The sequence below is a fragment of the Phenylobacterium sp. genome (assembly GCF_030646615.1).
Taxonomy (GTDB): domain Bacteria; phylum Pseudomonadota; class Alphaproteobacteria; order Caulobacterales; family Caulobacteraceae; genus Phenylobacterium.
Map to the genome: position 1 here is coordinate 1 of NZ_JAUSLG010000009.1, position 20,652 is coordinate 20,652.

29 protein-coding genes are annotated in these 20,652 nt (G+C 68.7%); 7 read left to right on the top strand and 22 right to left on the bottom strand.

All coding sequences use genetic code 11. The annotated features are described in order from the left end of the window. A partial coding sequence (thiC, locus tag Q7S93_RS00925; RefSeq protein ID WP_304711623.1) for a phosphomethylpyrimidine synthase ThiC occupies window positions 1–1,190 on the top strand: 1,190 nt, incomplete at its 5' end. 6 nt (window positions 1,191–1,196) lie between these two features. Here the strand turns inward: thiC and Q7S93_RS00930 are convergent. Next, entirely contained in the window at window positions 1,197–1,676 is a 480-nt protein-coding gene (locus Q7S93_RS00930) for a DUF421 domain-containing protein (protein WP_304711624.1), read from the bottom strand. A gap of 302 nt (window positions 1,677–1,978) precedes the next feature. On the opposite strand from Q7S93_RS00930, the gene Q7S93_RS00935 reads away from it, so the two are divergent. Then, complete coding sequence (locus tag Q7S93_RS00935; RefSeq protein WP_304711625.1) at window positions 1,979–2,224, top strand: hypothetical protein; 246 nt, start codon at window positions 1,979–1,981, stop codon at window positions 2,222–2,224. A 77-nt stretch (window positions 2,225–2,301) separates the two neighbouring features. Further along, complete coding sequence (locus Q7S93_RS00940; RefSeq protein WP_304711626.1) at window positions 2,302–4,230, top strand: S9 family peptidase; 1,929 nt, start codon at window positions 2,302–2,304, stop codon at window positions 4,228–4,230. 25 nt (window positions 4,231–4,255) lie between these two features. Here the strand turns inward: Q7S93_RS00940 and Q7S93_RS00945 are convergent, their stop codons facing one another. The 3 genes from Q7S93_RS00945 to Q7S93_RS00955 form a co-directional block, all read right to left on the bottom strand. Beyond that, on the bottom strand, window positions 4,256–4,609 hold the full coding sequence (locus tag Q7S93_RS00945; RefSeq protein ID WP_304711627.1) for a DUF1428 domain-containing protein: 354 nt from the start codon (window positions 4,607–4,609) through the stop codon (window positions 4,256–4,258). Between the two features lie 77 nt (window positions 4,610–4,686). Continuing rightward, window positions 4,687–5,139 carry a YaiI/YqxD family protein gene (locus Q7S93_RS00950; protein WP_304711628.1) on the bottom strand — a complete coding sequence of 151 codons (453 nt, stop codon included), beginning with the start codon at window positions 5,137–5,139 and terminating at the stop codon, window positions 4,687–4,689. Between the two features lie 77 nt (window positions 5,140–5,216). Continuing rightward, window positions 5,217–5,402, bottom strand: a complete 186-nt coding sequence (locus tag Q7S93_RS00955; RefSeq protein ID WP_304711629.1) for a hypothetical protein — start codon at window positions 5,400–5,402, stop codon at window positions 5,217–5,219. 170 nt (window positions 5,403–5,572) lie between these two features. Between Q7S93_RS00955 and Q7S93_RS00960 the strand changes: the two genes are divergently transcribed. The 3 genes from Q7S93_RS00960 to Q7S93_RS00970 all read left to right on the top strand — a co-directional run bounded on the left by Q7S93_RS00960 (window position 5,573) and on the right by Q7S93_RS00970 (window position 8,099). Further along, window positions 5,573–6,148 carry a hypothetical protein gene (locus Q7S93_RS00960; RefSeq protein WP_304711630.1) on the top strand — a complete coding sequence of 192 codons (576 nt, stop codon included), beginning with the start codon at window positions 5,573–5,575 and terminating at the stop codon, window positions 6,146–6,148. After that, the gene (locus tag Q7S93_RS00965) at window positions 6,145–7,320 is read left to right on the top strand and encodes a zinc-dependent alcohol dehydrogenase (RefSeq protein ID WP_304711631.1); all 1,176 of its coding nucleotides are present in this window, start codon (window positions 6,145–6,147) and stop codon (window positions 7,318–7,320) included. Before Q7S93_RS00960 ends, Q7S93_RS00965 begins: the two co-directional genes overlap by 4 nt. A gap of 68 nt (window positions 7,321–7,388) precedes the next feature. Then, window positions 7,389–8,099, top strand: coding sequence for a Crp/Fnr family transcriptional regulator (locus tag Q7S93_RS00970; RefSeq protein ID WP_304711632.1), 711 nt, complete (start codon window positions 7,389–7,391; stop codon window positions 8,097–8,099). Between the two features lie 19 nt (window positions 8,100–8,118). On the opposite strand, the gene Q7S93_RS00975 is transcribed toward Q7S93_RS00970, so the two are convergent. The 14 genes from Q7S93_RS00975 to Q7S93_RS01040 form a co-directional block, all read right to left on the bottom strand. Beyond that, window positions 8,119–8,352 carry a DUF6894 family protein gene (locus tag Q7S93_RS00975; RefSeq protein ID WP_304711633.1) on the bottom strand — a complete coding sequence of 78 codons (234 nt, stop codon included), beginning with the start codon at window positions 8,350–8,352 and terminating at the stop codon, window positions 8,119–8,121. Window positions 8,353–8,444: 92 nt separating this feature from the next. Further along, the gene (locus Q7S93_RS00980; protein ID WP_304711634.1) at window positions 8,445–8,867 is read right to left on the bottom strand and encodes a YciI family protein; all 423 of its coding nucleotides are present in this window, start codon (window positions 8,865–8,867) and stop codon (window positions 8,445–8,447) included. 105 nt (window positions 8,868–8,972) lie between these two features. Beyond that, window positions 8,973–9,377, bottom strand: coding sequence for a hypothetical protein (locus tag Q7S93_RS00985; protein ID WP_304711635.1), 405 nt, complete (start codon window positions 9,375–9,377; stop codon window positions 8,973–8,975). 90 nt (window positions 9,378–9,467) lie between these two features. Continuing rightward, the gene (locus Q7S93_RS00990; protein WP_304711636.1) at window positions 9,468–9,851 is read right to left on the bottom strand and encodes a limonene-1,2-epoxide hydrolase family protein; all 384 of its coding nucleotides are present in this window, start codon (window positions 9,849–9,851) and stop codon (window positions 9,468–9,470) included. Window positions 9,852–9,966: 115 nt separating this feature from the next. Then, a complete protein-coding gene (locus Q7S93_RS00995) occupies window positions 9,967–10,605 on the bottom strand; it encodes a glutathione S-transferase family protein (RefSeq protein ID WP_304711637.1) in 639 nt (212 codons plus the stop codon). Window positions 10,606–10,706: 101 nt separating this feature from the next. Next, window positions 10,707–11,384 (bottom strand): nitroreductase, encoded by a 678-nt coding sequence (locus Q7S93_RS01000; protein ID WP_304711638.1) that lies wholly within the window; start codon window positions 11,382–11,384, stop codon window positions 10,707–10,709. A 129-nt stretch (window positions 11,385–11,513) separates the two neighbouring features. Further along, window positions 11,514–11,717 (bottom strand): hypothetical protein, encoded by a 204-nt coding sequence (locus tag Q7S93_RS01005; RefSeq protein WP_304711639.1) that lies wholly within the window; start codon window positions 11,715–11,717, stop codon window positions 11,514–11,516. An 8-nt stretch (window positions 11,718–11,725) separates the two neighbouring features. Beyond that, window positions 11,726–12,049, bottom strand: a complete 324-nt coding sequence (locus Q7S93_RS01010; protein WP_304711640.1) for an ArsR/SmtB family transcription factor — start codon at window positions 12,047–12,049, stop codon at window positions 11,726–11,728. 156 nt (window positions 12,050–12,205) lie between these two features. Then, entirely contained in the window at window positions 12,206–12,523 is a 318-nt protein-coding gene (locus Q7S93_RS01015; RefSeq protein ID WP_304711641.1) for a MazG nucleotide pyrophosphohydrolase domain-containing protein, read from the bottom strand. A gap of 169 nt (window positions 12,524–12,692) precedes the next feature. Continuing rightward, window positions 12,693–13,022 carry a DMT family transporter gene (locus Q7S93_RS01020; protein WP_304711642.1) on the bottom strand — a complete coding sequence of 110 codons (330 nt, stop codon included), beginning with the start codon at window positions 13,020–13,022 and terminating at the stop codon, window positions 12,693–12,695. Then, entirely contained in the window at window positions 13,022–13,951 is a 930-nt protein-coding gene (locus tag Q7S93_RS01025; RefSeq protein WP_304711643.1) for a prephenate/arogenate dehydrogenase family protein, read from the bottom strand. Before Q7S93_RS01025 ends, Q7S93_RS01020 begins: the two co-directional genes overlap by 1 nt. Continuing rightward, window positions 13,951–15,072, bottom strand: coding sequence for a histidinol-phosphate transaminase (hisC, locus tag Q7S93_RS01030; RefSeq protein ID WP_304711644.1), 1,122 nt, complete (start codon window positions 15,070–15,072; stop codon window positions 13,951–13,953). The genes Q7S93_RS01025 and hisC overlap by 1 nt, the downstream gene beginning before the upstream one ends. Window positions 15,073–15,109: 37 nt before the next feature. Next, window positions 15,110–15,919 carry a chorismate mutase gene (locus Q7S93_RS01035; RefSeq protein ID WP_304711645.1) on the bottom strand — a complete coding sequence of 270 codons (810 nt, stop codon included), beginning with the start codon at window positions 15,917–15,919 and terminating at the stop codon, window positions 15,110–15,112. Between the two features lie 97 nt (window positions 15,920–16,016). Beyond that, on the bottom strand, window positions 16,017–17,051 hold the full coding sequence (locus tag Q7S93_RS01040; protein ID WP_304711646.1) for a DUF2125 domain-containing protein: 1,035 nt from the start codon (window positions 17,049–17,051) through the stop codon (window positions 16,017–16,019). Between the two features lie 36 nt (window positions 17,052–17,087). Here Q7S93_RS01040 and Q7S93_RS01045 point away from each other — a divergent pair, with 36 nt between their 5' ends. Further along, on the top strand, window positions 17,088–17,615 hold the full coding sequence (locus Q7S93_RS01045; RefSeq protein WP_304711648.1) for a gamma-glutamylcyclotransferase: 528 nt from the start codon (window positions 17,088–17,090) through the stop codon (window positions 17,613–17,615). Window positions 17,616–17,618: 3 nt separating this feature from the next. Here Q7S93_RS01045 and Q7S93_RS01050 read toward each other — a convergent pair whose 3' ends face one another. The 4 genes from Q7S93_RS01050 to ftsE form a co-directional block, all read right to left on the bottom strand. Continuing rightward, window positions 17,619–18,323, bottom strand: coding sequence for a lysophospholipid acyltransferase family protein (locus tag Q7S93_RS01050; RefSeq protein WP_304711649.1), 705 nt, complete (start codon window positions 18,321–18,323; stop codon window positions 17,619–17,621). 70 nt (window positions 18,324–18,393) lie between these two features. Continuing rightward, window positions 18,394–19,020, bottom strand: coding sequence for a YdcF family protein (locus Q7S93_RS01055; RefSeq protein ID WP_304711651.1), 627 nt, complete (start codon window positions 19,018–19,020; stop codon window positions 18,394–18,396). 6 nt (window positions 19,021–19,026) lie between these two features. Further along, complete coding sequence (locus tag Q7S93_RS01060) at window positions 19,027–19,920, bottom strand: cell division protein FtsX (protein ID WP_304711652.1); 894 nt, start codon at window positions 19,918–19,920, stop codon at window positions 19,027–19,029. Continuing rightward, on the bottom strand, window positions 19,917–20,648 hold the full coding sequence (gene ftsE / locus Q7S93_RS01065; RefSeq protein ID WP_304711653.1) for a cell division ATP-binding protein FtsE: 732 nt from the start codon (window positions 20,646–20,648) through the stop codon (window positions 19,917–19,919). Before ftsE ends, Q7S93_RS01060 begins: the two co-directional genes overlap by 4 nt. Window positions 20,649–20,652 lie beyond the last annotated feature (4 nt).

Genomic DNA, 20,652 nt, shown 5'->3' on the forward strand with positions numbered 1-20,652 from the left:
ACGCCAATATCGGCAATTCGGCTGTGTCTTCCTCGGTCGAGGAAGAGGTTGAAAAACTGGTCTGGGCGATCCGCTGGGGCGCCGACACGGTCATGGACCTGTCCACCGGCCGCAACATCCACAACATCCGCGACTGGATCCTCCGCAACAGCCCCGTGCCCATCGGCACCGTGCCCATCTACCAGGCCCTGGAGAAGGTGAACGGCGTCGCCGAGGACCTGAACTGGGAGGTGTTCCGCGACACCCTGATCGAGCAGGCCGAGCAGGGGGTGGACTATTTCACCATCCATGCCGGCGTGCGCCTGCCCTATGTGCCCCTGACCGCCAACCGGGTGACCGGCATCGTCTCCCGCGGCGGCTCGATCATGGCCAAGTGGTGCCTGGCCCACCATCGCGAGAGCTTCCTCTACGAGCACTTCGAAGACATCTGCGAGATCATGCGGGCCTATGACATCAGCTTCAGCCTAGGCGACGGCCTGCGGCCCGGCTCCATCGCCGACGCCAATGACGCGGCCCAGTTCGCCGAGCTGGAAACCCTGGGCGAGCTGACCCAGGTGGCCTGGAAGTACGGGGTCCAGACCATGATCGAGGGGCCGGGCCACGTGCCCATGCACAAGATCAAGGCCAATATGGACAAGCAGCTGGCCGTCTGCGGCGAGGCGCCCTTCTACACGCTGGGCCCGCTGACCACCGATGTGGCGCCGGGCTATGACCACATCACCAGCGCCATCGGCGCGGCGATGATCGGCTGGTTCGGCACCGCCATGCTTTGCTACGTCACGCCCAAGGAGCATCTGGGCCTGCCCGACCGCAAGGACGTGAAGGACGGGGTGATCACCTACAAGATCGCCGCCCACGCCGCCGACCTGGCCAAGGGCCACCCCTCGGCCCGGGCCTGGGACGACGCGCTCTCCCGCGCGCGGTTCGAGTTCCGCTGGGAGGACCAGTTCAACCTGGGCCTCGATCCGGAGACCGCGCGGCTCTATCACGACGAGACCATGCCCAAGGAGGCGCACAAGACGGCGCACTTCTGCTCCATGTGCGGCCCCAAGTTCTGCTCGATGAAGATCAGCCAGGACATCCGCGAGGCCGCCCGCGGCCAGAACGCCGTGGCCGACCAGGGCATGGCGGAGATGAGCGAGAAGTTCCGCGCCACCGGCGGCGAGGTCTATGTCCCCACGAAGGGCTGAGGGCTCTCAGCTCTTGAGGACGGCGCTGAGGCTGCCGTCCGACTCCAGGACCACGAAGGCGGCGTCGGACAACTCCGCGCCGCCGGACGTGCGGATGGCCGCCCGAAGTTCCTCCTCGGTCACCCGCTGCTGGCGCAGGGCGCCCGGCAGGGGCTCGCCGTCCTTCAGCAGCAGGGTGGGCTCGGACTTGACCAGCCTGTCGATCCCCTTGATCCGCACAGACAGGAAGGTCACGGCGTATTGCAGGCCGACCAGAAGGGCCAGGGCCGCCACCCCCTCGGCCAGGGCCAGGTCCTTGGAGGTCAGGATGCTCGAAAAGGTCGAGCCGATGGCCACGGTGACCACCAGATCGAAGGCGTTGAGCTTGGACAGGGTCCGCTTGCCCGAGGCCCGCAGCACGATCACCAGGGCGAGATAGGCCGCCGCCCCGACCACCAGGATGCGGATGATCGGGTCCCAGCCCGTGAACAGGGCGTCAGCGTCCATGGGCGTGGCGTGGGGCGTAGGGCATGGCGAAGCAACACGCGGGGGCGCCGAAAGGCTCCTTGAGCTGACTGATGTTGGAACCATCAGCCCCTCAACCGTCATCCTGGGCCTTGTGCCCAGGATCCCTCGCGACGCTCGCGCCCGCCTCGACGAGGGATGCTCGCCACAAGGGCGAGCATGACGGCGGGGGAGGACGCCGCCACCATGCGGTGTTCCTGGCCTCCGGCCGAGCCGGCGGCTTGACGCCGATCAAGGCGTCGCGGCGGCGTCGGGCCAAGCTCCCCCCATGCAAGGAGCCGATTATGGCGGATGAAGAATCAAAATTCGGCCGCCGCCGGAGCCCCCGGCGGGCGGTTCTGGGCATGGCCGCGGCGCTGATCGGCCTGGCCATGGTCAGCGCCATGCTGGCGGTGTCCCACGCGCCCGAGCTGGAGCGCCTGTTGTTTCAACTGGGCCTCGGCGGCACAGCCCTGATCGCCGCCATCGGGCAGGTCCTGATCCTGGGCGGCCTGGCGCTGCTCTGGAGCGCCCTGCGCCGTCCGCGGTAGGCGTCGCGCCCGGCCGCCATTGACGCCGCCGCCGCAAGGGGAAAGGCTCCCGCCTTCCTTTTGTTCAGGGGCTCACCATGATGTTGCGCACCGTCTTTCTCGGAACCGGCCTCGCCCTGCTGATGGCGGGCGGCGCCCTGGCCCAGGTCGAGCGCCGCGAGGTCGGCCAGCTGGTCTATGAGGGCGCGCCGGCTGCGTCGCCGGAGCTGCAGGGGGCGATCTCCCCCTATTACGAGGTGCGCGCCGCCACCTTCGAGGACTGGCTGGCTGACGGTTCGATGCTGGTGGCCACGCGCTTTGGCCAGACCGAGCAGATCCATCACATCGCCCAGCCCCTGGGCGCGCGGACCCAGCTGACCTTCTTCGCCGAGCCGATCACCGCGGCGACAGCCCAGCCGGGCGCGGCGCGGTTCGCCTATCGCCGGGACGAGGGCGGATCGGAATACTACCAGGGCTTCCTGCGTGACCTGTCGGGCCAGGAGGTGCGGCTGACCCGCCCTGAGACCCGCAACAGCGATTTCGTCTTCTCCAAGGATGGCCGGCAGGTGGCCTGGAGCCAGGTGACGCCGGGCGATCCCGACTACGACATCATGATCGCCGACACCGCCGACCCAGAGGGGCGGCGCCTGGCGCTGGAGGGGGAGGGGGCCATGTCGCCCCTGGAGATCTCGGCCGATGGGCGGCGCATGCTGCTGACCCGCTACAACTCGGTGGCCGATGTGGAGCTCTTTGTCCTCGACGTGGCGTCGGGCGGCCTGACCCGCCTGGGGCCGAGCGACCGCAAGGTCCACTATGCCGGCGCCGCCTTCGGTCCCGGCGCCGCCTCTGTGGTCACCCTGTCCGACGACGGTTCGGAGATGACCCGCCCGGTGGTCTTCGACCTGGCCACCGGCGCCATGCGCGACCTGGACGCCGGCGCCGCCTGGCCGGCCGAAGGCTTCGACCTCAGCCCCGACGGGCGGACCCTCGCCTATGTGGTGAACGAGGAGGGCTATTCGAAAGTGGTCCTGCGCGACGTGGCCAGCGGGCGCGTCCTACTGGCGCCGGACCTGCCGCAGGGCGTGCTGACAGCCCTGAAGTTCTCGCCGGACGGCGGGCGTCTGGGCCTGAGCCTGTCGACCTATAAGGCCTCCGGCGATGTCTGGAGCTACGATCTGGCCAGCCGCGCGCTGACCCGCTGGACCGAGAGTGAGCTGGGCGGCCTCGACGCCGACGATCTCGTGGAGCCCGATCTCTTCCGCTACACGACCTTCGATGATCGTTCGATCCCAGCCTTCATCTACCGGCCGCAAGGGCCGAGCGGAAAACGGCCGGTGGTCATCCAGATTCACGGCGGACCCGAGGGCCAGGAGCTGCCCAGCTTCAGCGCGCGCCGGCAGTCCTGGGTGAAGGAGCTGGGCGCCGCGGTGATCATCCCCAATGTCCGCGGCTCGTCGGGCTACGGGAAGACCTACCTCTCCCTCGACAACGCCGAGAAGCGCGAGGACTCGGTCAAGGACATTGGCGCCCTGCTCGACTGGGTGGCCCAGCAACCGGACCTCGACGCCTCCCGCGTGGCCGTGGTCGGCCAGTCCTATGGGGGCTACATGGCCCTGGCCGTGGCCGCCCATTACAACGAGCGCTTGGTCGGCGTGATCAACCTCTATGGCATTTCGGACTTCGCCACCTTCCTGGAGAATACCGAAGGCTATCGCCGCGACCTGCGTCGGGCCGAGTATGGCGACGAGCGCGACCCCGCCATGCGGGCGGTCTTCGAGCAGATCGCGCCGATCAATATGAGCGACCGGATGAAGACGCCCATGATGATCTATCAGGGCGCCAACGACCCCCGCGTGCCCCAGAGCGAGTCCGAGCAGATGGTCGCCAAGCTCCGCGCCCAGGGCGCCGAGGTCTGGTACGTGCTGGCCAGGGACGAGGGCCACGGGGTGCACAAGAAGGCCAACCAGGAGGCCGTGCGCACCACCGAGGTCCAGTTTCTGAAGTCGGTGCTGAACCCGGCGCCCTGACGCGCTCAAGACATGGCGTCAGGCTCTAACGGATGATCATCGACTCAAAGCCGCCGAAGATCATCCGTTTGCCGTCGAAGGGCAGACTGTCTGGCTCATAGGCCATTCTCGGGTCGGCCATCACCTTGGCCATGACTTCGTCGCGCTTTTCGCGGGAGTCGTAGGTGGCCCAGGCGAACACGACGACCTCGTCGTCCTTCGCCTGAACCGCGCGGGGGAAGGAGGTCACCTCGCCGAGGGGCACATTGTCGCCGACGCATTCCACATAGCTCAGCGCCCCGTGTTCCATCCAGACCTCCGAGGCGACGGTGGCCATCGCCTTGTAGGCGTCCAGATTGGACTTGGGGACGGCGAGCACGAAGCCATCAACATAGGGCATGGGTCTCTCCTTCGCGGGTCAGATATCGCCTCAAGGACGCACGCCTCTCGCGGACTCCGACAGGCGGCGCGGAATTCTCAGCCCCGCCGGCGGCGCTCCTTCTGGATCACCTGATCAAGCGTCTGCAGGAAGCGCGAGCGGTCGTTGCGGTCGAAGGGCTTTGGCCCGCCATAGATGTCGCCGGTGGAGCGAAGCTGTTCCATCAGGGCGCGCTGGGCGATGGCCGAGCCGATGGAATCCTCGGTGAACGGCTTGCCGTTAGGCGCAATGGCGTAGGCGCCCGCCTGCAGCACCCGCTCGGCCAGGGGAATGTCGTTGGTGATGGCCACATCGCCGGGCGCCACATGCTCGGCGATCCAGTCGTCGGCCACGTCCGGACCCGCATCGACAATTACCCGCTCGATCATGGGCGAGGCCGGGATCATCATGAAGGCGTTGGAGACCACCCAGGTCTTCAGGCCATAGCGCTGGGCCACCTTGTAGACCTCGTCCTTCACCGGGCAGGCGTCGGCGTCGATGAAGATTTCCATGGCTGGCCGGTTCCTCCGCTACGGGAGGCGGATCAAGGGACCGGCGGCGCGCCCCGTCAAGATCGGCGCGCCGATGCTCAGCTCGGCTTCTGCTTGAAGGTGTTCCCGACCACAGTGGGATCGGGGCCATCGGGTCCCGCGGCGTGACGGGACTTCTCGCCATTGTGCTTGACCTCATCCTTGGAGGCGAGGCCCGGCTGCTCGCCCAGGGGCTGGGCGGCATTGTCCTTGCGACCTTCGGACTGGAGCGGGTTCTTGGTCATCGGGGTCTCCGCAGCGCTGTGATGTTGGCTGGCTGTTGGCCCCTGGCCCAATCCGCGGGCGGGCTTGGAGTTCCCCGGCGCCTGCCCACCCCCGTCAACCTCTGCAGAAGGAACGAAAGGTGGGCGGAACGGGTCTTAGGGACTTCAGACCTGTCAGGAGGCCCCCCACCTTGTCGACAACAGAGACGTCCGCACCGGCCGCCGAATGGCGGCGAAAGGCCGGCGAGATTTCCCACGACCTGCTCAGCCTTGGCCGTTGGATGGGCGGTAAGCCCCTGGCCAGCGCGCCGTCGGTGGAATTCACCACGCCCAGCGGCGGGCGGATGCGCCTGACCACGGACCGCGTGCGTGCCCGCCCGGCCCTGACCCCGCAGCTGTCCTTCATGCTCGGCCAGAACGCCATCGGCCTGGGCGTCTGGGGGCTTCTGTTTCCCAAGGCGGTAAACCGGTTCCTGGGCGTCCAGGCCTCGCCCCAGGTGACCCAGGCCCTGTTCGGCGCCCGGGAGATGGCGACGGGGATGAGCCTGTTCTCCAACCCGACCCGGTCTGGCGTGCTCTGGGCGCGCGTGGCGGGGGACGTGTTCGACATCGCCGTGCTGAGTTGGCTGAACCGGCCCGGCAATCCCAAGCGCGGGAACGCCCGCATGGCGCTTGGGGTCGTCCTCGCCGTCACGGCGCTCGACGCCATCGCCGCAGCGCGGCTCTCCAACGTCCAGCGCAACAGCATGCCGGGAGGCGCCCGATGAAAGCCATCTGCTGGCAAGGCAAGAAGGATCTCCGTTGTGAGGAGGTCCCCGATCCGATCATCGAAGATCCCAGGGACGCCGTGATCCGGGTGACCTCGACCTGCATCTGTGGGTCCGATCTGCACCTGATGAACGGCTTCGTCCCCACCATGTGCGCCGGGGACGTCATGGGCCACGAGTCCATGGGCGAGGTGGTCGAGGTCGGCGCCGAGGCCCGCGCCCAGGGCCTTTCGGTGGGCGACCGGGTGGTGGTCCCGTTCCAGATGACCTGCGGCGCCTGCGAGCAGTGCCAGGCCGGCAACTACTCCGTATGCCAGACCACCAACCGCAACGCCGACCTGGCCAAGGCCTTCTTTGGCGACACCACCGCCGGCCTGTTCGGCTATTCGCACATCACTGGCGGCTATGCGGGCGGTCAGGCGGAGTATCTGCGCACGCCCTATGCCGCCACCTCGCTGATCAAAGTGCCCAAGGCCGGCGTCGACGAAAAGTATCTGTTCCTCAGCGACATCCTGCCGACGGGCTGGCAGGCGGCGGCCTTCGCCGACATCCAGCCCACCGATACGGTGGCGGTCTGGGGCTGCGGCCCGGTGGGCCTGTTCACCGTCCTCTCGGCCATTCTTCAGGGCGCCCGCCGCGTGATCGCCATCGATGATGTGCCCGAACGGCTGGCCATGGCGCGACAGCTCGGCGCCGAGGTCATCGACCGCAGCCAGGCCAAGGTGCTGCCGACCCTGAAGGAGATGACCGGCGGCCATGGTCCGGAGAAGTGCATCGACGCCGTGGGCATCGAGGCCCATGGCCCCACCCCCCTGCTGGAACTGATCGATCGGGCGCAGACGGCCCTGAAGCTGGAGACCGAACGCCCCGTCGCCCTGCGCGAGGCGATCATGGCCTGCAAGGCGGCCGGCACGGTCTCAGTGCCCGGCGTCTATGGGGGGCTGTCGAACATGATCCCCATGGGCGCGCTGATGAACAAGGGTCTGACCCTGCGCACCGGCCAGACCCATGTGCGACGCTGGAGCGACGACCTGCTGCGTCGCCTGGATGAGGGCGAGATCGACCCGACCTTCCTCATCACCCACACCGAGCCGCTGGGGCGCGGGCCTGAGATGTATGACACCTTCGCCGAAAAGCGGGACGGCTGCGTCAAGGTGGTGCTCAAGCCGTGAGACCAGGCCGGCGGCTGAACTGAAGCTTGGCTCCAGGCGTTCCCAGGTCCTGACCAAAGGACCACGCCATGCCGGAAAACCGCTTTCTCAGCACCCTCGACCGCGCCGACGCTGCGCGGCTAGGGCCGGCGCTGCGCCTCAGGACGCTTAAGCGGGACGATCTGGTGGCCAGCGAAGGCCGGCCTGTCGAGCGGGTCATGCTGCCGGTGAACTGCATTCTCTCGGTCATCGCCGTCCTGCGGGATGGCCGGGAGGTGGAGACCCGCACCATCGGGTTCGAAGGCGGCTATGGCCTTCTGCACGCCCTGGGGTCGCCGATATCCTATGAGCGGGTGATCGCCCAGGTGCCGGGGGACGCCTATGAGCTGCCGCTCGCCGCCCTGGCGCAGGCGGCCCAGGCCAGTCCGAGCCTGGTCAACCATATTGTGAGCTTCGCCCAGGCCTCGCTGATCCAGTCGGCCCAGACCACGGCCTGCAATGCGATCCACGGCGCTGAGCAGCGCATGTGCCGCTGGCTGCTGATGTCCCAGGACCGCCTGGGGTCCGACATCCTGCCGCTGACCCAGGAACACCTGTCGATCATGCTCGGCGTCCAGCGCACAACCGTGACGGCCATCGCCAAGGATCTGCAGGGGCGAGGCCTCATCGCCAATGGCCGAGGCCGCATCCGCATTGTCGACCGAGAGGGCCTCAAGCGTATCGTCTGCGAATGCTACGAGGCGCTCGAAGACGGCGTCGCCCAGATGGTGGGCTTCAGTCCCGCCGAGCAGGCAGGCTGAGACTCGACCTTCGTCCGCCTCAGACGCCGCGGGCGCTCGCCTCGACCGTCAGGACGAAGACCTCTTCCTGCGCGGCATTGGTGACCAGAACCCGGGCCGCTCGCCCGCGCCACAAGTCCTGCTCCATCATCGGCAGCATTTCACACAGCAGCCGCAGGGCTGTGTGACGCACTTCGACGTCGCTCTCGTAGTCAGAGCCCTGTTCATCGACCACACGATGACCGTTCTCGGCGTGAAAATAGTAGCGGGCCATGGGGACTCCGGGCTGTCGCCGGCCGCGTCAGGCGGCGTGGCCAGCCTCAACCCGGTGGGGGCGGCGGGTGTTCCGCCGCCGCCCAAACCCGTTCAGTTCTCCGCCAGCTTCACGGCCACGCGGCCATGCACATCAGCTGCTTCCGGCGTCATGATCTCGTCGAAGTCCGACATCTCGTAGAGCGGACGGATCTCGATCTCGCTCGGGCCCGGCATGGGGTTGGGACAGCGCTTCACCCAGGCGATGGCCTCGTCCATGTCCTTGACCTCCCAGAGCCAGTAGCCGGCGACCACCTCGTTGGTCTCGGCGAAAGGGCCGTCCATGACCATGCGGCTGGTCCCGTCGAACCGCACCCGCTTGCCCACCGAGGTCGGCTTCAGGCCATCGCCGCTGACCATGATGCCGGCGTCGGCCAGCGCCTCGTTGAAGCGGCCCATCTCCTCCAGCAGCTCGCTGGCGGGCATGACGCCGGCCTCGCTGTCGTCCGTCGCCTTTACGAAAACCATCACGCGCATCGCTCGTCCTCCGTCCGTGGATTGCACAGCCTGGCCGGGGGGCCGGCCGGTCTTCCAAAGGACGATCGACGCCGGCTCAGGCCGACATTCTGAGCTGCGGGATTTTCAGTCGTCCTTGGCGTCGTCCAGGCTGACGGCGTTTTCCACCAGGTCGCGCCAGGTGGGGTCGGTGTCATCGACCAGGTCCACATCCTCCAGCAGAGCGACGGCGGAGTCCCCGTCCGGCAGGATCAGGCCCAGCACCTCCATGGTCTCGCCGTCCGATCCCACATGAGACTCCGCCTGCACGGCCACGGCGGCCTGGGCGCCCTCGTCCTCCCACCAGATGACCGGCTGGGGCAGATCCATGTCGATGACTGCGGGATCGCGGGTGTCGCCCAGGGCGAACACCGCCCGGCGGGCCTGGACGTCGTCCAGGGTCGCCACCGCGCCGGCAAAGGCCCGCAGGCGACCCCAGTCGTCGACATCGAAGCCGCCGCCGTCCTCGTGCGCGTCGTCCGTCGAAGTCATGGGAGGGGCTCTTCAAAACGCGGGCGACGTCGCCCGCCACGCCCGAACTCTTCCGGCATGGGGCGGGATTCGACAAGTTCAAGGCCCTTGTCAGGCGCTTGGCCACGCCGACAGGATGGTCGCGGCGTCGAAATAGTCCCGCCAATAGGTGATCTTCCCGTCGTGCACGTCGAACACGCCGGTGACCGGCAGCTCGACCCAGCCGTCGGCCAGCTGATGGCGGTCCAAGCGCTCGACGAAGACCGTCGCGCCGTGCTCGGCTTGGCGCAGCAGCTTGAATTCATTGCGCAGGGTCGGCGCGAAGAAGGGCTCCAGCACGCTGCGAATCTCGGCTGGCCCCTGCACCGTGGGCAGGGGCGGCGGGTTCACATATTCGCACTGGTTGGCCACGAAGATCATCGCAGCCTCATAGTCCAACTGCTCCAGCGCTCTCAGGAACGGGTGAACGATGTCGAGGGGCGAGGGATGGGTCATGGGGATCTCCTGAGATCTGTTTGAGGCCCCAGGCTCCGCCCCCCGGCCCCCGCCCGCAACGACCTGCCAGGTCATTGGCTGTGTGATCCTGATGCTCGGCTTGGGCCAGCCAGCCTCAGTCGGCGGCGGCGAAGAAAGCCATCTGGTCGGCGTGGGCCTTGACGAAGGCCGGGCGGGCCGTGGCGCGGGCGACGTAGTCCCGGCAGGCCGGATGCCGGGCCAGGCCATCGAAGCGATCCACCAGGCGCAAGACGTCGGCCATCAGGATGTCGGCGATGGAAAAGCCGCCGGCGAGCCATTCGCGCCCGGCCAGCACAGGCTCCAGGTGATCCAGGCGCGCCATGAGGAAGGCGTCCAGGCGCTTCCAGCCCGGCGCGTCTCCCGTCTCGCCGGAAAACTGGAAGATCGTCCAGGGCAGGCTCGCCATCTCGACGGAGTTCAGCGCCGCCAAGGTCCATCCCAGCACCTCGCGGCGGCCGGCCAGATCCCCCGGCATGAGCGCCGCGCTCTGCTCGCCAAGATGGATCAGGATCGCGCCGCTCTCGAAGATGGAGAGATCGCCGTCGGTCAGCCAGGGAACCTGGCCGAACGGCTGGTGGGCGAAATGCTCGGCGTCCCGGCCGCTGAACGGCACGCCCTCCACGCGATAGGGCGCCTGCGCCTCCTCCAGCGCCCACCGGACTCGCAGATCGCGCACATAGCCCCGGGGACCCTCCGGAACCCAGTCAAAGGTCGTGAGGACCAGTTCACCCATCGCTCGCTCCCATCCTGAGGCGGCGCGCCGGTGGGGCGGCGCCTCGCTCCAAGGACGTCGGCGCTCAGGTCGATCCGACAGGGGCTGTCGGTCTCGTGGGCCTATTCGTCGAAGCCCACGAAGGTGGTGGCCTCTTCCACCGACTTGCGCTCGGACACCACGGCGTTGGCCGGGAAGGTTTCGTCGGGCCAGCCGAGCGCAATGCTCTTCATGATGATCTGATCGTCAGCGATGCCGGCATGCTCTCGCACCACGGGCGACTGCATGATGCCCTGGCTGTTGATCACCGCGCCCAGGCCGCGGGACCAGGCGGCGTTGACCAGCGCCGTGGTCACCGCGCCGCAGTCGAAGGGGGTGTCGTCGCTGCCGTCCAGCACCCGGTCATAGGTGACGATGATGCAGACCGGCGCGTCGAACTGGCGGAAGCCGCGCAGCACCCAGTCCTGACGCATCTCCTTGTCCTCGCGGGCGATGCCCATGGCGGCGAACAACTGCTTGGCCACGCCCACCTGGCGGTCCCGGTGTGGGCCGGCGAAGGCTTCGCCGGTGCGGAACTCCCGTGACTGGGGCACGCCGGCCACCATCCGCTCGGTGTTGCCGGCGCGGATCCGGTCCAGGGGTTCGCCAGTGATGACGTAGAAGTTCCAGGGCTGGGTATTCATCGACGAGGGCGCGCGCATGGCGAGCGTCAGAATCTCCTCGATCAGGTCCCGGGGCACCGGATCGGGCTTGTAGCCGCGGATGCTGCGGCGACCGAGAACGACGTCGTCAAACTGCATGAGGAACCCCTGGAGACCATGGCGATGGCGATGGGCGAAGACCTGTCAGTTTTCGGCCGCCAAGCCAATCTGTGCCGTAGCGTCAAGGCTGGCCTGGCGCGTCCTCGCCCCAGGCCGAGCCCACCTCTTTCAGCCCACCTCTTTCAGCACCGTCTCAATGGCCGCCAGCCGCGTCTTGATCTCGGCGAGGCCGTCCAGCAGCTCTTGCTGCGAGGCGCCTACCCGCTGCTGGGCGCGCGCCTGCAGCACAGCCGCGCGGTATCGCATCCCGAAGACGAGCAGGATTGTGGCCATCGGCATGGCGAGGGCCAGAAGGAAGATGTTCGCTTGCATGTCGGTCTCTATGTCTCGGGTTTTTCAGACAGGGTCGGCGCCAGGGCGGCGACGATCTCTGGCGTGAGCTCCAGATGGAACGGACGAATTTCGAAGTATTTCAGCGCCTTGCCATCGGACGACAGCTCGAGCTGACTGGACACCAGGCCTGCCTCCTCAAGCTTGCTGAGGTGCAGATGGAGCAGCGGCCGGCTGATCCCGATCTCCCGGGCCAGCCGGCTCACATAGTTCCGCCCGCCAACGCTCAAGGCCGCCAGGATCCGAAGGCGATGAGGGTTGCTGAGGGCCGCGAGCGTCCGCGCCAGTTCGTCTCCAGGGGTCAAAGCGGGCATCCGTATTTCATGTGTCAGTTATTTCTTACGCATGAAAGAAAGTCAAGCGGTTGGGCTGTTAGGAAGCTCTGCGCTTGAGTCATCAACCCCGAAGCGGCGCCCTGCTGGGGCCATCGGCCATCGGCCATCGGCCATCGGGCCTCGACGCCTCGCGCTCTAATCCGCCAGACGCTGGTCCAGCTCGTCCATCGTCCCGGTGAATGCGGCGGCGAGATCGACATCGTAGAGGCGGGCGAGGACCATGACGCTCCACAGGCAGTCGGCGAGCTCATGGGCGAGCTTGGCCTTGGCCTCGGGGATGGCGCGAACGCCTTCCGCGGCCTGGACGAGTTTCATGAGGTCGCCGACATCGCCCACGAAGCCGAGCGCCACCTCCTCGGCGGTCCAGGGGCGTCCATACCGAGCGGCCTCCAGAGCCGCATAGCGCTGGCGGATCGCCCAGGCGCGGTCGTCCATCTCCTGAAAGGTCTGCATCTCGCTATCCCTGCCTGAGGCTGTAGCCGTCCAAAACACTCGGTCGCGACGACGCCTCGCCCCTCTTCCCGTCATGGCCGGGCCTGACCCGGCCATCCATGCGCACCGGTTTGGCCAAGGTGTTCATGGACCCTCGGGTCAAGCCCGAGGGCGACGACCGGTGGGAAACCTAAGCCGTCGTCTTGGAGAACACCTGGATCACGATTACGCCGGCCAGGATCAGGCCGATGCCGATGAGGCCCGGCGTGTCGAGGACCTGGCGGTAGAGGACCCAGGCGATGGCGGTGATCAGCACGATGCCGATCCCCGACCACAGGGCGTAGACGATGCCCACGGGAACCGTCCGCATGGCCTGGGACATGCACCAGAAGGCGATGGAATAGCCCACCGCGGTGATCACCGAGGGCGCGGTGTGGCGGAAGCCGTCCGAGGCCTTCAGCGCCGTGGTGGCGATCACCTCGGCGACGATGGCGATGGCCAGCCAGGCCATACCGGGCATCAGCCGCCCCGCTTTCGGCCGAAGTCGGGCTCGGCGCTTTCCTGGCCGGCCTCGATCACGCCGCGGCGGATCTCGCGGGTGCGGCTGAAGAGGTCATAGAGCTTGTCGCCCTCGCCCCAGCGGATGGCCCGCGACAGGGCCTGCAGGTCCTCGGTGAAGCGGCCCAGGACCTCCAGCACCGCGTCCTTGTTGGTCAGGAAGATGTCGCGCCACATGGTCGGGTCCGAGGCGGCGATGCGGGTGAAGTCGCGAAAACCCCCGGCGGAATACTTCATCACCTCGGCCCGGGTGACCTCCTCCATGTCGGCGGCGGTGCCGACGATATTGTAGGCGATCAGGTGGGGCAGGTGGCTGGTGACGGCCAGGACGAGGTCGTGGTGCTTGTCGTCCATCCGCTCGACCTGGGCGCCGAGCGCGGTCCAGAAGTCGGCCAGCCGCTGGACCGCCTCCAGATAGGCGTCGTCCTCCCGGGCCTGGGGGGTCAGGATCACCCAGCGCTGGTGGAACAGCTCGGCGAAGCCGGCGTCGGGGCCGGACTGCTCGGTGCCGGCGATGGGATGGCCTGGCACGATGTGGACGGTGTCGGGCAGGGCGGCGGCCAGCGCCTCGCTGACCGCGGCCTTCACCGATCCCACGTCGCTGACGATGGTCCCAGGCGCGATGGCGTGGGCGCAGGCCTGGGCGGCCTCGCCGATGGCCCGCACCGGCGTGGCGAAGATCACCAGGTCGGCGCCGGTCACGGCCTCCTCGGCGCTCAGGGTCACCTGGTCGGCCAGGCCCAGTTCGGCGATGCGGGCGCGGGCGAAGGCGCTGGCGTCATGGATGACGATCTGACCCGCAGCGCCGGACGCCCGCGCGCCCCGGGCCAGGGACGAACCGATCAGGCCGCAGCCGATGATGGCCAGGCGGGCGAAGACAGGCTCGGCCATCAGGACGCCTGCATGAAGTCGGCGAGCGCCTCGACCACGGCGCGGTTGTGCGCCTCCAGGCCGATGGTCATGCGCAGGTGGTCGGGCAGGCCGTAGCCGCCGACGCCCCGAAGGATCAGACCCCGGCTGGCCAGATAGGCCTCGGCGGCTTTGGCGCTCTTGGGGCCCGTGGCGGGAAAGCCGACCAGCACGAAGTTGGTGGCGCTGGGCACCGGCGACAGGCCCAGGCCCCCGAACTGCTGGACCAGCCAGGGCCGCCATTTGGCCAGCAGGTCCAGGGACTGCTTCTGGAAGTCGATATCGGCCAGGGCTTCCACGGCGGCCAGCTGGCCGGGGATGGAGGTGTTGAACGGCTGGCGGATGCGGTCCAGGGCGTCGATCATCTCCGGCGGCCCATAGGCCCAGCCGACCCGCAGCGTCGCCAGGCCGTGCAGCTTGGAGAAGGTGCGGGTGACGATGACATTGTCGCTGGTGCGCGCCAGATCGGTCCCGTCCTCGAAGGCCGGATCGTCGACGAACTCGGCATAGGCGCCGTCCAGCACCAGGACCACGCTCCTGGGCAGGGCGGCATGCAGGCGGCGGATCTCCTCGCCCCCCACATAGGTGCCGGTGGGATTGCCGGGATTGGCGATGAAGACCAGGCGGGTGCGGTCGTTGACCAGCTTCAGGAGCTCGTCCACATCGACGCGATAATCCGGCTCCGGGGCGTTCAGCACCTGGGCCTGACAGGCGCGGGCCCCGATCGCATAGGCGCCGAAGGCGAACTCGCCCTGAACGATATTGTCGCCGGGCTCCAGATAGGCCTGGCAGAGCATGTGGAAGATCTCGTCCGAGCCGCAGCCGAAGATCAGCCGTTCCGGCTCCAGCCGGAAGGTGCTGGCGACGGCTTCGCGCAAGGGGGTGGCGCGGCTGTCGGGATAGACGTGCAGCTGGTCGATGGCCGCGGCGAAGGCCGCCTTGGCGCGGGGGCTGCAGCCCAGGACGTTCTCGTTGGCCGACAGTTTCAGCGGATGCTCGATCCCGTCCACCTTGGCCTTGCCGGGGACGTAGGCGGCGATGTCGAGGATGCCCGGCTTGGGAACCGGGCGGTCGGCGGCGGCGCGATCGGGGGGCTGGGACATGGGAAGGCCTGGGGTTCGTCGTGTCAGGCCCTGGCTCTTACACGTCGAACGGTTCCGGCGCAGCCCCGATGACGCCGCTGAGCCGACCCGGCGCCCGGGCCAGCCGCTCGTCATCGGCCTGGTAATAGCCCGCCAGGGTGAAGAGCTTCAGCCCGCCGGCCTCGCTCAGCAGTTCGGCCGCCACGCCGTCGCGGCTGAGGGCCTCCGCGGTGCGGGCGGCGGGGCCGGGCGCATCTGTGACCCACAGGGTGATGTCGGCCCCGGTGGGCTCCACCTCGACCTCGGCGAAGGCCAGGGCCGAGGGCGGGCCCCAGGCGTTGAGGCAGGGCAGGACGGCGAACACCTTGAGCCTGGGCTCGGCCAGCAGCCGGCCCCACCAGGGGCTGTCGCCGCTCAGCATGGCGACGCCGACGCCGCCCTTGAGCCTGGCGGCCGTCAGGGTCTCTTCGGCCTTGGCGACCGTGCGCAGGACGGGCGCGGCGCCGAAGCGCAGGCGGGCCAGCTCCACGGCGCGGGCCGGCGTCGGGCCGCCCCAGACCGTGAGCGCAAAGGGACCCTGCAGGGCCAGGCTCTGGCCCATCAGTTCGCGCCAGACGCGGATGACCAGGGCGTCGCTGGCGCCCTGCCGGGGCATGGCCAGCAGCCGGCGCAGGATCTCGGTCTCCCGCCCGGGGCGCAGGCCGAAGCGGTCGGCCTGGCCGGCGGCGGCCTTGGCGGCGGCCACCTGCTTGCTGAGCGCCGTGCGCTCGTCCAGCAGCGCCAGCAGGCCAGCGTCGATCTCGTCGATGCGCGCCCGCACGGCGTCCAGGGGGACAGGCGAGGGCGCAGGATGCGGAGCGTCGGCCATTTCTTTTCCCGAAACGAAAGCCGCGACCTAGGTCATTGCGCCCAGGGGCGCAATAGGCCGCCCCCGCGCAATAAAGTTGCAGCCGAAACCATCGGCCTCAATAGACTCGCGGGGCCGGCCCGATGGCCACGGGACCCAGAGTGGTCTGGCCAGCCTGGAAGGTGATGGCCGCCTGGGCGACATTGTCGGCCCCTTGCCGTGCGGCGGTGACGGCCGCGGCGGTGTCGGCGGTCTCGGGGGGCAGCACGCCGCCGGCGCCCAGGGCCTCCAGGGCTTCAGGCGCCTCGCGCAGGGTGACGTCCAGGGTTCCGCGCAGCCGGCCGTCGGGGCCGACGAACAGCTGGCCGCGATTGACGCCCACCATGGCCTCGCCGGCGGTCAGGCCGGCCTCCTGGATCTGCGCCATGCCGCCGGCCAGGGCCCAGTTACGCACCGCCGAGGGCCAGTCGGTTCCGTCAAAGGCGCTCATCTTGCTGAGCACGGCGTCCCACTTCAGGTCGATGTCGCCGTCCTGGGCGATGCGGGCGAAAATGCCGGAGAATTGCGCCTGACCCTTGGTGACGCCCAGGAACATCGCCCCCTGGTCCCCAGGCCCCGGGCGCAGATGAAAGGCGACCTCCTCGGCCGACGACAGGGCGAAGGGCTGGGCGCCGGGACCCGGCGCGAAGATCACGTCCAGCCCCTGGAAGTCGAAACTGGGGGGCTTGCGGTCGGTGTCGCCGAGGCTGGCCCGCAGGACCCGGCCGTTCATCTGCACCGAGCCCGACCGGGGCCGGGTGAAGGTCAGGCCGTCCGGGGCGGCGAACACCCAATGATCCAGGGCGTGCATGAAGGCCTCGGACTCCAGCTGCGGCGTGGCGATGGCCCAGCCGGACGGTTCGCGGATCTGCGCCTCGGTCAGGGTCACGTTCAGCCGGAAGGGATAGCCGCCGATGCTGCGCGAGCCCCAGCTCACCTCATAGCCGGCGCTGCGCAGGGCCTCGGCCGTCTGGTCCATCCGGTCGCCGGTCTGGATGCGGGTCCAGAACCAGAAGCCGCTCCAGACCACGATCGCCACGATCAGCAGGGCGAAGGGCAGGACGAGGCCAAGGCGGCGGGGTTTGCGGGCAGGCTTGGTATCGGGCACAGACATGGACGGTTTTGCGGGGCTTCTTCTAGCGGATCGGGAATGGCGGACGACGAAGACTACTGGGTGTTTGGCTATGGATCGCTGATGTGGCGGCCGGGCTTCGACTATGTCGAGCGTTCCAGCGCCACCCTACACGGCCGCCGCCGGGCCTTCTGCATCTATTCGGTCCATCATCGGGGCACCTATCAGCGGCCCGGCCTGGTGCTGGGCCTGGCCCCGGGCGGGGCGGTGCGCGGGGCGGCCTATCGCATTGCGCCGCAGGCCTGGCCCGAGGTCTATGCCTATCTCCTGGAGCGGGAGCAGCCGACGGAGACCTATGTGGAGGCGAGACGGGCCGTGCGCCTGGCCGACGGCCGGCGGGTGGACAGCCTGGTCTTCCTCTCCGACACCGGCCATCCTCAGTGGGCCGGCGCCCTGTCCATCGAGCGGCAGGCGGCGTTGATCACCGGCGCCGTGGGTCTGTCTGGCCCCAATGAGGACTATCTGCGCGACCTGGTCGCCCATCTGCGCGAGGAAGGGGTCAGGGATCGGGCCATGGAGGCCCTGCTGGCCAAGGTCGTCGGCTGAATCCTACAGGTCCAGCAGCTTCATCGAGGCGGTTTCGATCCGCTCTTCCAGCAGGCGCATGAATTCCGCCCGTTTCAGGCCAGGCGGGATGGGCTCCAGATATTCGAAGACGATGACGCCGGGTTTGCGCAGGAACCCGTGCTTGGGCCAGTGGACGCCGGAATTGGTGGCCACCGGATGCACCGGCAGGTTCAACTCGCGATAGAGGGCGGCGATGCCGGGCTTGTAATCCCCCTTCACCCCCGGTTGACCCCGGGTCCCTTCCGGAAAGATCAGCAATTGCCGGGGCTCGGCCAAGCGATCCTTGGCGTCGCGGACCATCTTCTTCAGGGCCGCCGAGTGGGCTTGGCGGTCCACCACGATCATGTCGGCCTTCTGGGCGAACCAGCCGAAGAAGGGAATCCACATCAGCTCCTTCTTCAGGACGAAGCAGGTGTCTGGCAGCCAGGCGAACTGGGCGAAGACGTCGAACATGCACTGGTGCTTGGGCGCCACCAGGGCCGCGCCTACGGGCATGTGCTCACGTCCCCGCAGCTCCACACGGATGTCGCAGATACCGAGCAGGGCGATGACGCCTCGGCTCCAGAAGTCCAGCGCCCGCAGGGTCCAGGCCCGCGGCGCCAGCAGCAGCGGGGTGATGCTGATCGCCACCACCGCCGACCAGAGATAGAAGAGCGCCACGAAGAGCAGCGAGCGCAGAACCGTCACGGCGGGCCTTTCCTCATTGGTTTCGGGCAGTATCTTGCAGGTCCCTGGTTCGGGCGCCGTGGCCGAAAGATCAACCGCTGTTCGCTGCGGCCGCCGTTTCCGGTTCGTCCTTGGGGCCCAGGCCAAGGATCGTCTCGCGACCCAGGATGGCCAGGTATTTCATGTATTCGGTGACCATCAGCCGGGCGCCGCCGGAGGTGCGCCACCAACCGCGGACCCTGAAGCCGGGGGTCTCCACCGGATAGGCCTGCAGGGCGGTGTCGGGCAGGGCCGAGCCCAGCTCCAGCATGGCGCGGGGCATGTGGTAGTCGGCGGTGACCACGATCAGGCTGTCATAGCGCCGCGCCGCCACCCAGCCGGCGGTCTCCTGGGCGTTGCCGAAGGTGTCGGCGGCCTCGAAGCCGAGGTCCACGCAGCAGTCATAGAGCAGCTGAACCGCCCGGCTCACATTGCGGATGTCCTCGCGACTGGCCTCGCGGTTGACGCCGGACACCAGCATCCGGTCGCCCTTGCCGGCTTCCAGCAGGCGCATGCCCGCCGCGATGCGTTCGTTGGAGCCGGCGCCGGTGAGCGCGACGATGCCGTCGGCGGCCCGCGGCTCCGGCGCCGGCGTCGAATTCTCCACGCGGGCCGCGAAGGCCAGGAGCCCGGCGCCCCAGATCAGGGCGGCGACAAAGAGAAGGGCGAGCGTTTTCATCGGGGGCTAGGAAAGCTCGCGAATGAGGTTGGCGGCTGTCAGCCGCGCCGCCACCGCCGCGACGAGGGCCGCAGCCAGGGGGCAGGGTAGAACAGCCAGCAGATCGCTCCAAGCTACGGGAAGCACCGGCGTCAGGCCCTGGCCGCCGCCCGCCAGGCGCAGGCCCGCGCCCAGGGCTGCGGCGGCGATCGCGCCGATCAGGCCGGCGCTGGCGGCCATGCGGGCGAAGCGGGCCTGGAACAGCCGGGCGATGAAGGCGTCCTCGGCCCCGGTCAGGTGCAAAAGCTCCACCACCTCGCGGCGGGCGGCCAGGCCCGCCCGGGTGGCGAAGGCCACCACGGCGGCCGCGGCGGCCGAGATCAGCGTGAAGACCCCGATCCCCAGCCAGCGCGCGATCGCTGCGCCGCGCTGGATGTCGGCGAGCCAGGTGGTGTGGTCGTCCACCACGGCGTCCAGGCCGCGGGTGCGCAGGGCGCGTTCCAGGGCCTCCCCCGTGGCCGGGGCCTCGCGGCTCAGGGTGACGGCCACCAGACGTGGAACGGGCAGGTCGGCGAGGTCGGCCACATCGCCAAGCCAGGGGGCGATCAGGGCCTCGGCCTTCTCCCGCTCCAGCGCCCGGGCCTCGGCCACGCCGGGCACGCCGGCCAGGGTCTCGGCGGCGCGGGCGGCGGCGGAGTCGGGGGTCTCGTTGGCCTTGGGGCGGACGATCACCGTCATCTCGCCGCTCAACTGGTCCGACCAGCCCCGGGCGGCGCGATCGGCGGCGATCACCCCCAGGGCGGTCAGGCAGGCCATGAAGCACAGCACCGCGACCACAAAGACCAGGGCGCTGTCGCGGGTGTCCCGTTCGGGCAGAAAGGCGGCCGGGCGCCAGCGGGCGGGGTCGAAGATGACGCTCATCCGTCAAATCCCTGGGGCACGGGCCCCATATGGACCAGACGGCCGTCCTCCAGGTGCAGGATCGGCTTTCCCGACCGGGCCACAAGATCCTGGTCGTGGGTGGCGATCAGCACCGTCGTGCCCAGGCGATTGAGCTCCAGGAACAGGCGCAGAATCCGCAGGCCCATGGCGTGGTCCACATTGCCCGTCGGCTCGTCGGCCAGCAGAATGTCGGGGCGGCCGACCACGGCGCGGGCGATGGCCAGGCGCTGCTTCTCGCCGCCGGCTAGCGTCGGGGGCAGGACGTGCATCCGGTCCTTGAGGCCGACCCAGCTCAGCAGTTCAGCCACGTCCTGGCGATAGGCGTCGGGCTTGGCGCCGGCGATCCGCAGGGGAATGGCGGCGTTGTCGAAGGCGCTCATATGATCGAGCAGGCGGAATTCCTGGAAGACCACGCCGATCCGCCGGCGCAGAAAAGGCCGGATATCGGCCGGCGCCTGGGCGACGTTCTGGCCGAACAGGTGCAAGAGTCCCTTGGACGGCTGCGCCGCCAGATAGATCAGCTTGAGCAGAGAGGTCTTGCCCGCTCCCGACGGGCCGGTGACGAAATGGAAAGACCCTTGCGGCAAGGAGAAGGTGAGGTCCCGCAGCGTCTCGGGCGCGCGTCCGTACCGCATGGAGACGTCGTCGAAGCGAACGACGGCGTCATCGGCGTCGGTCACGTCTGCGGCATACGGGTTTCTGGACATGGAG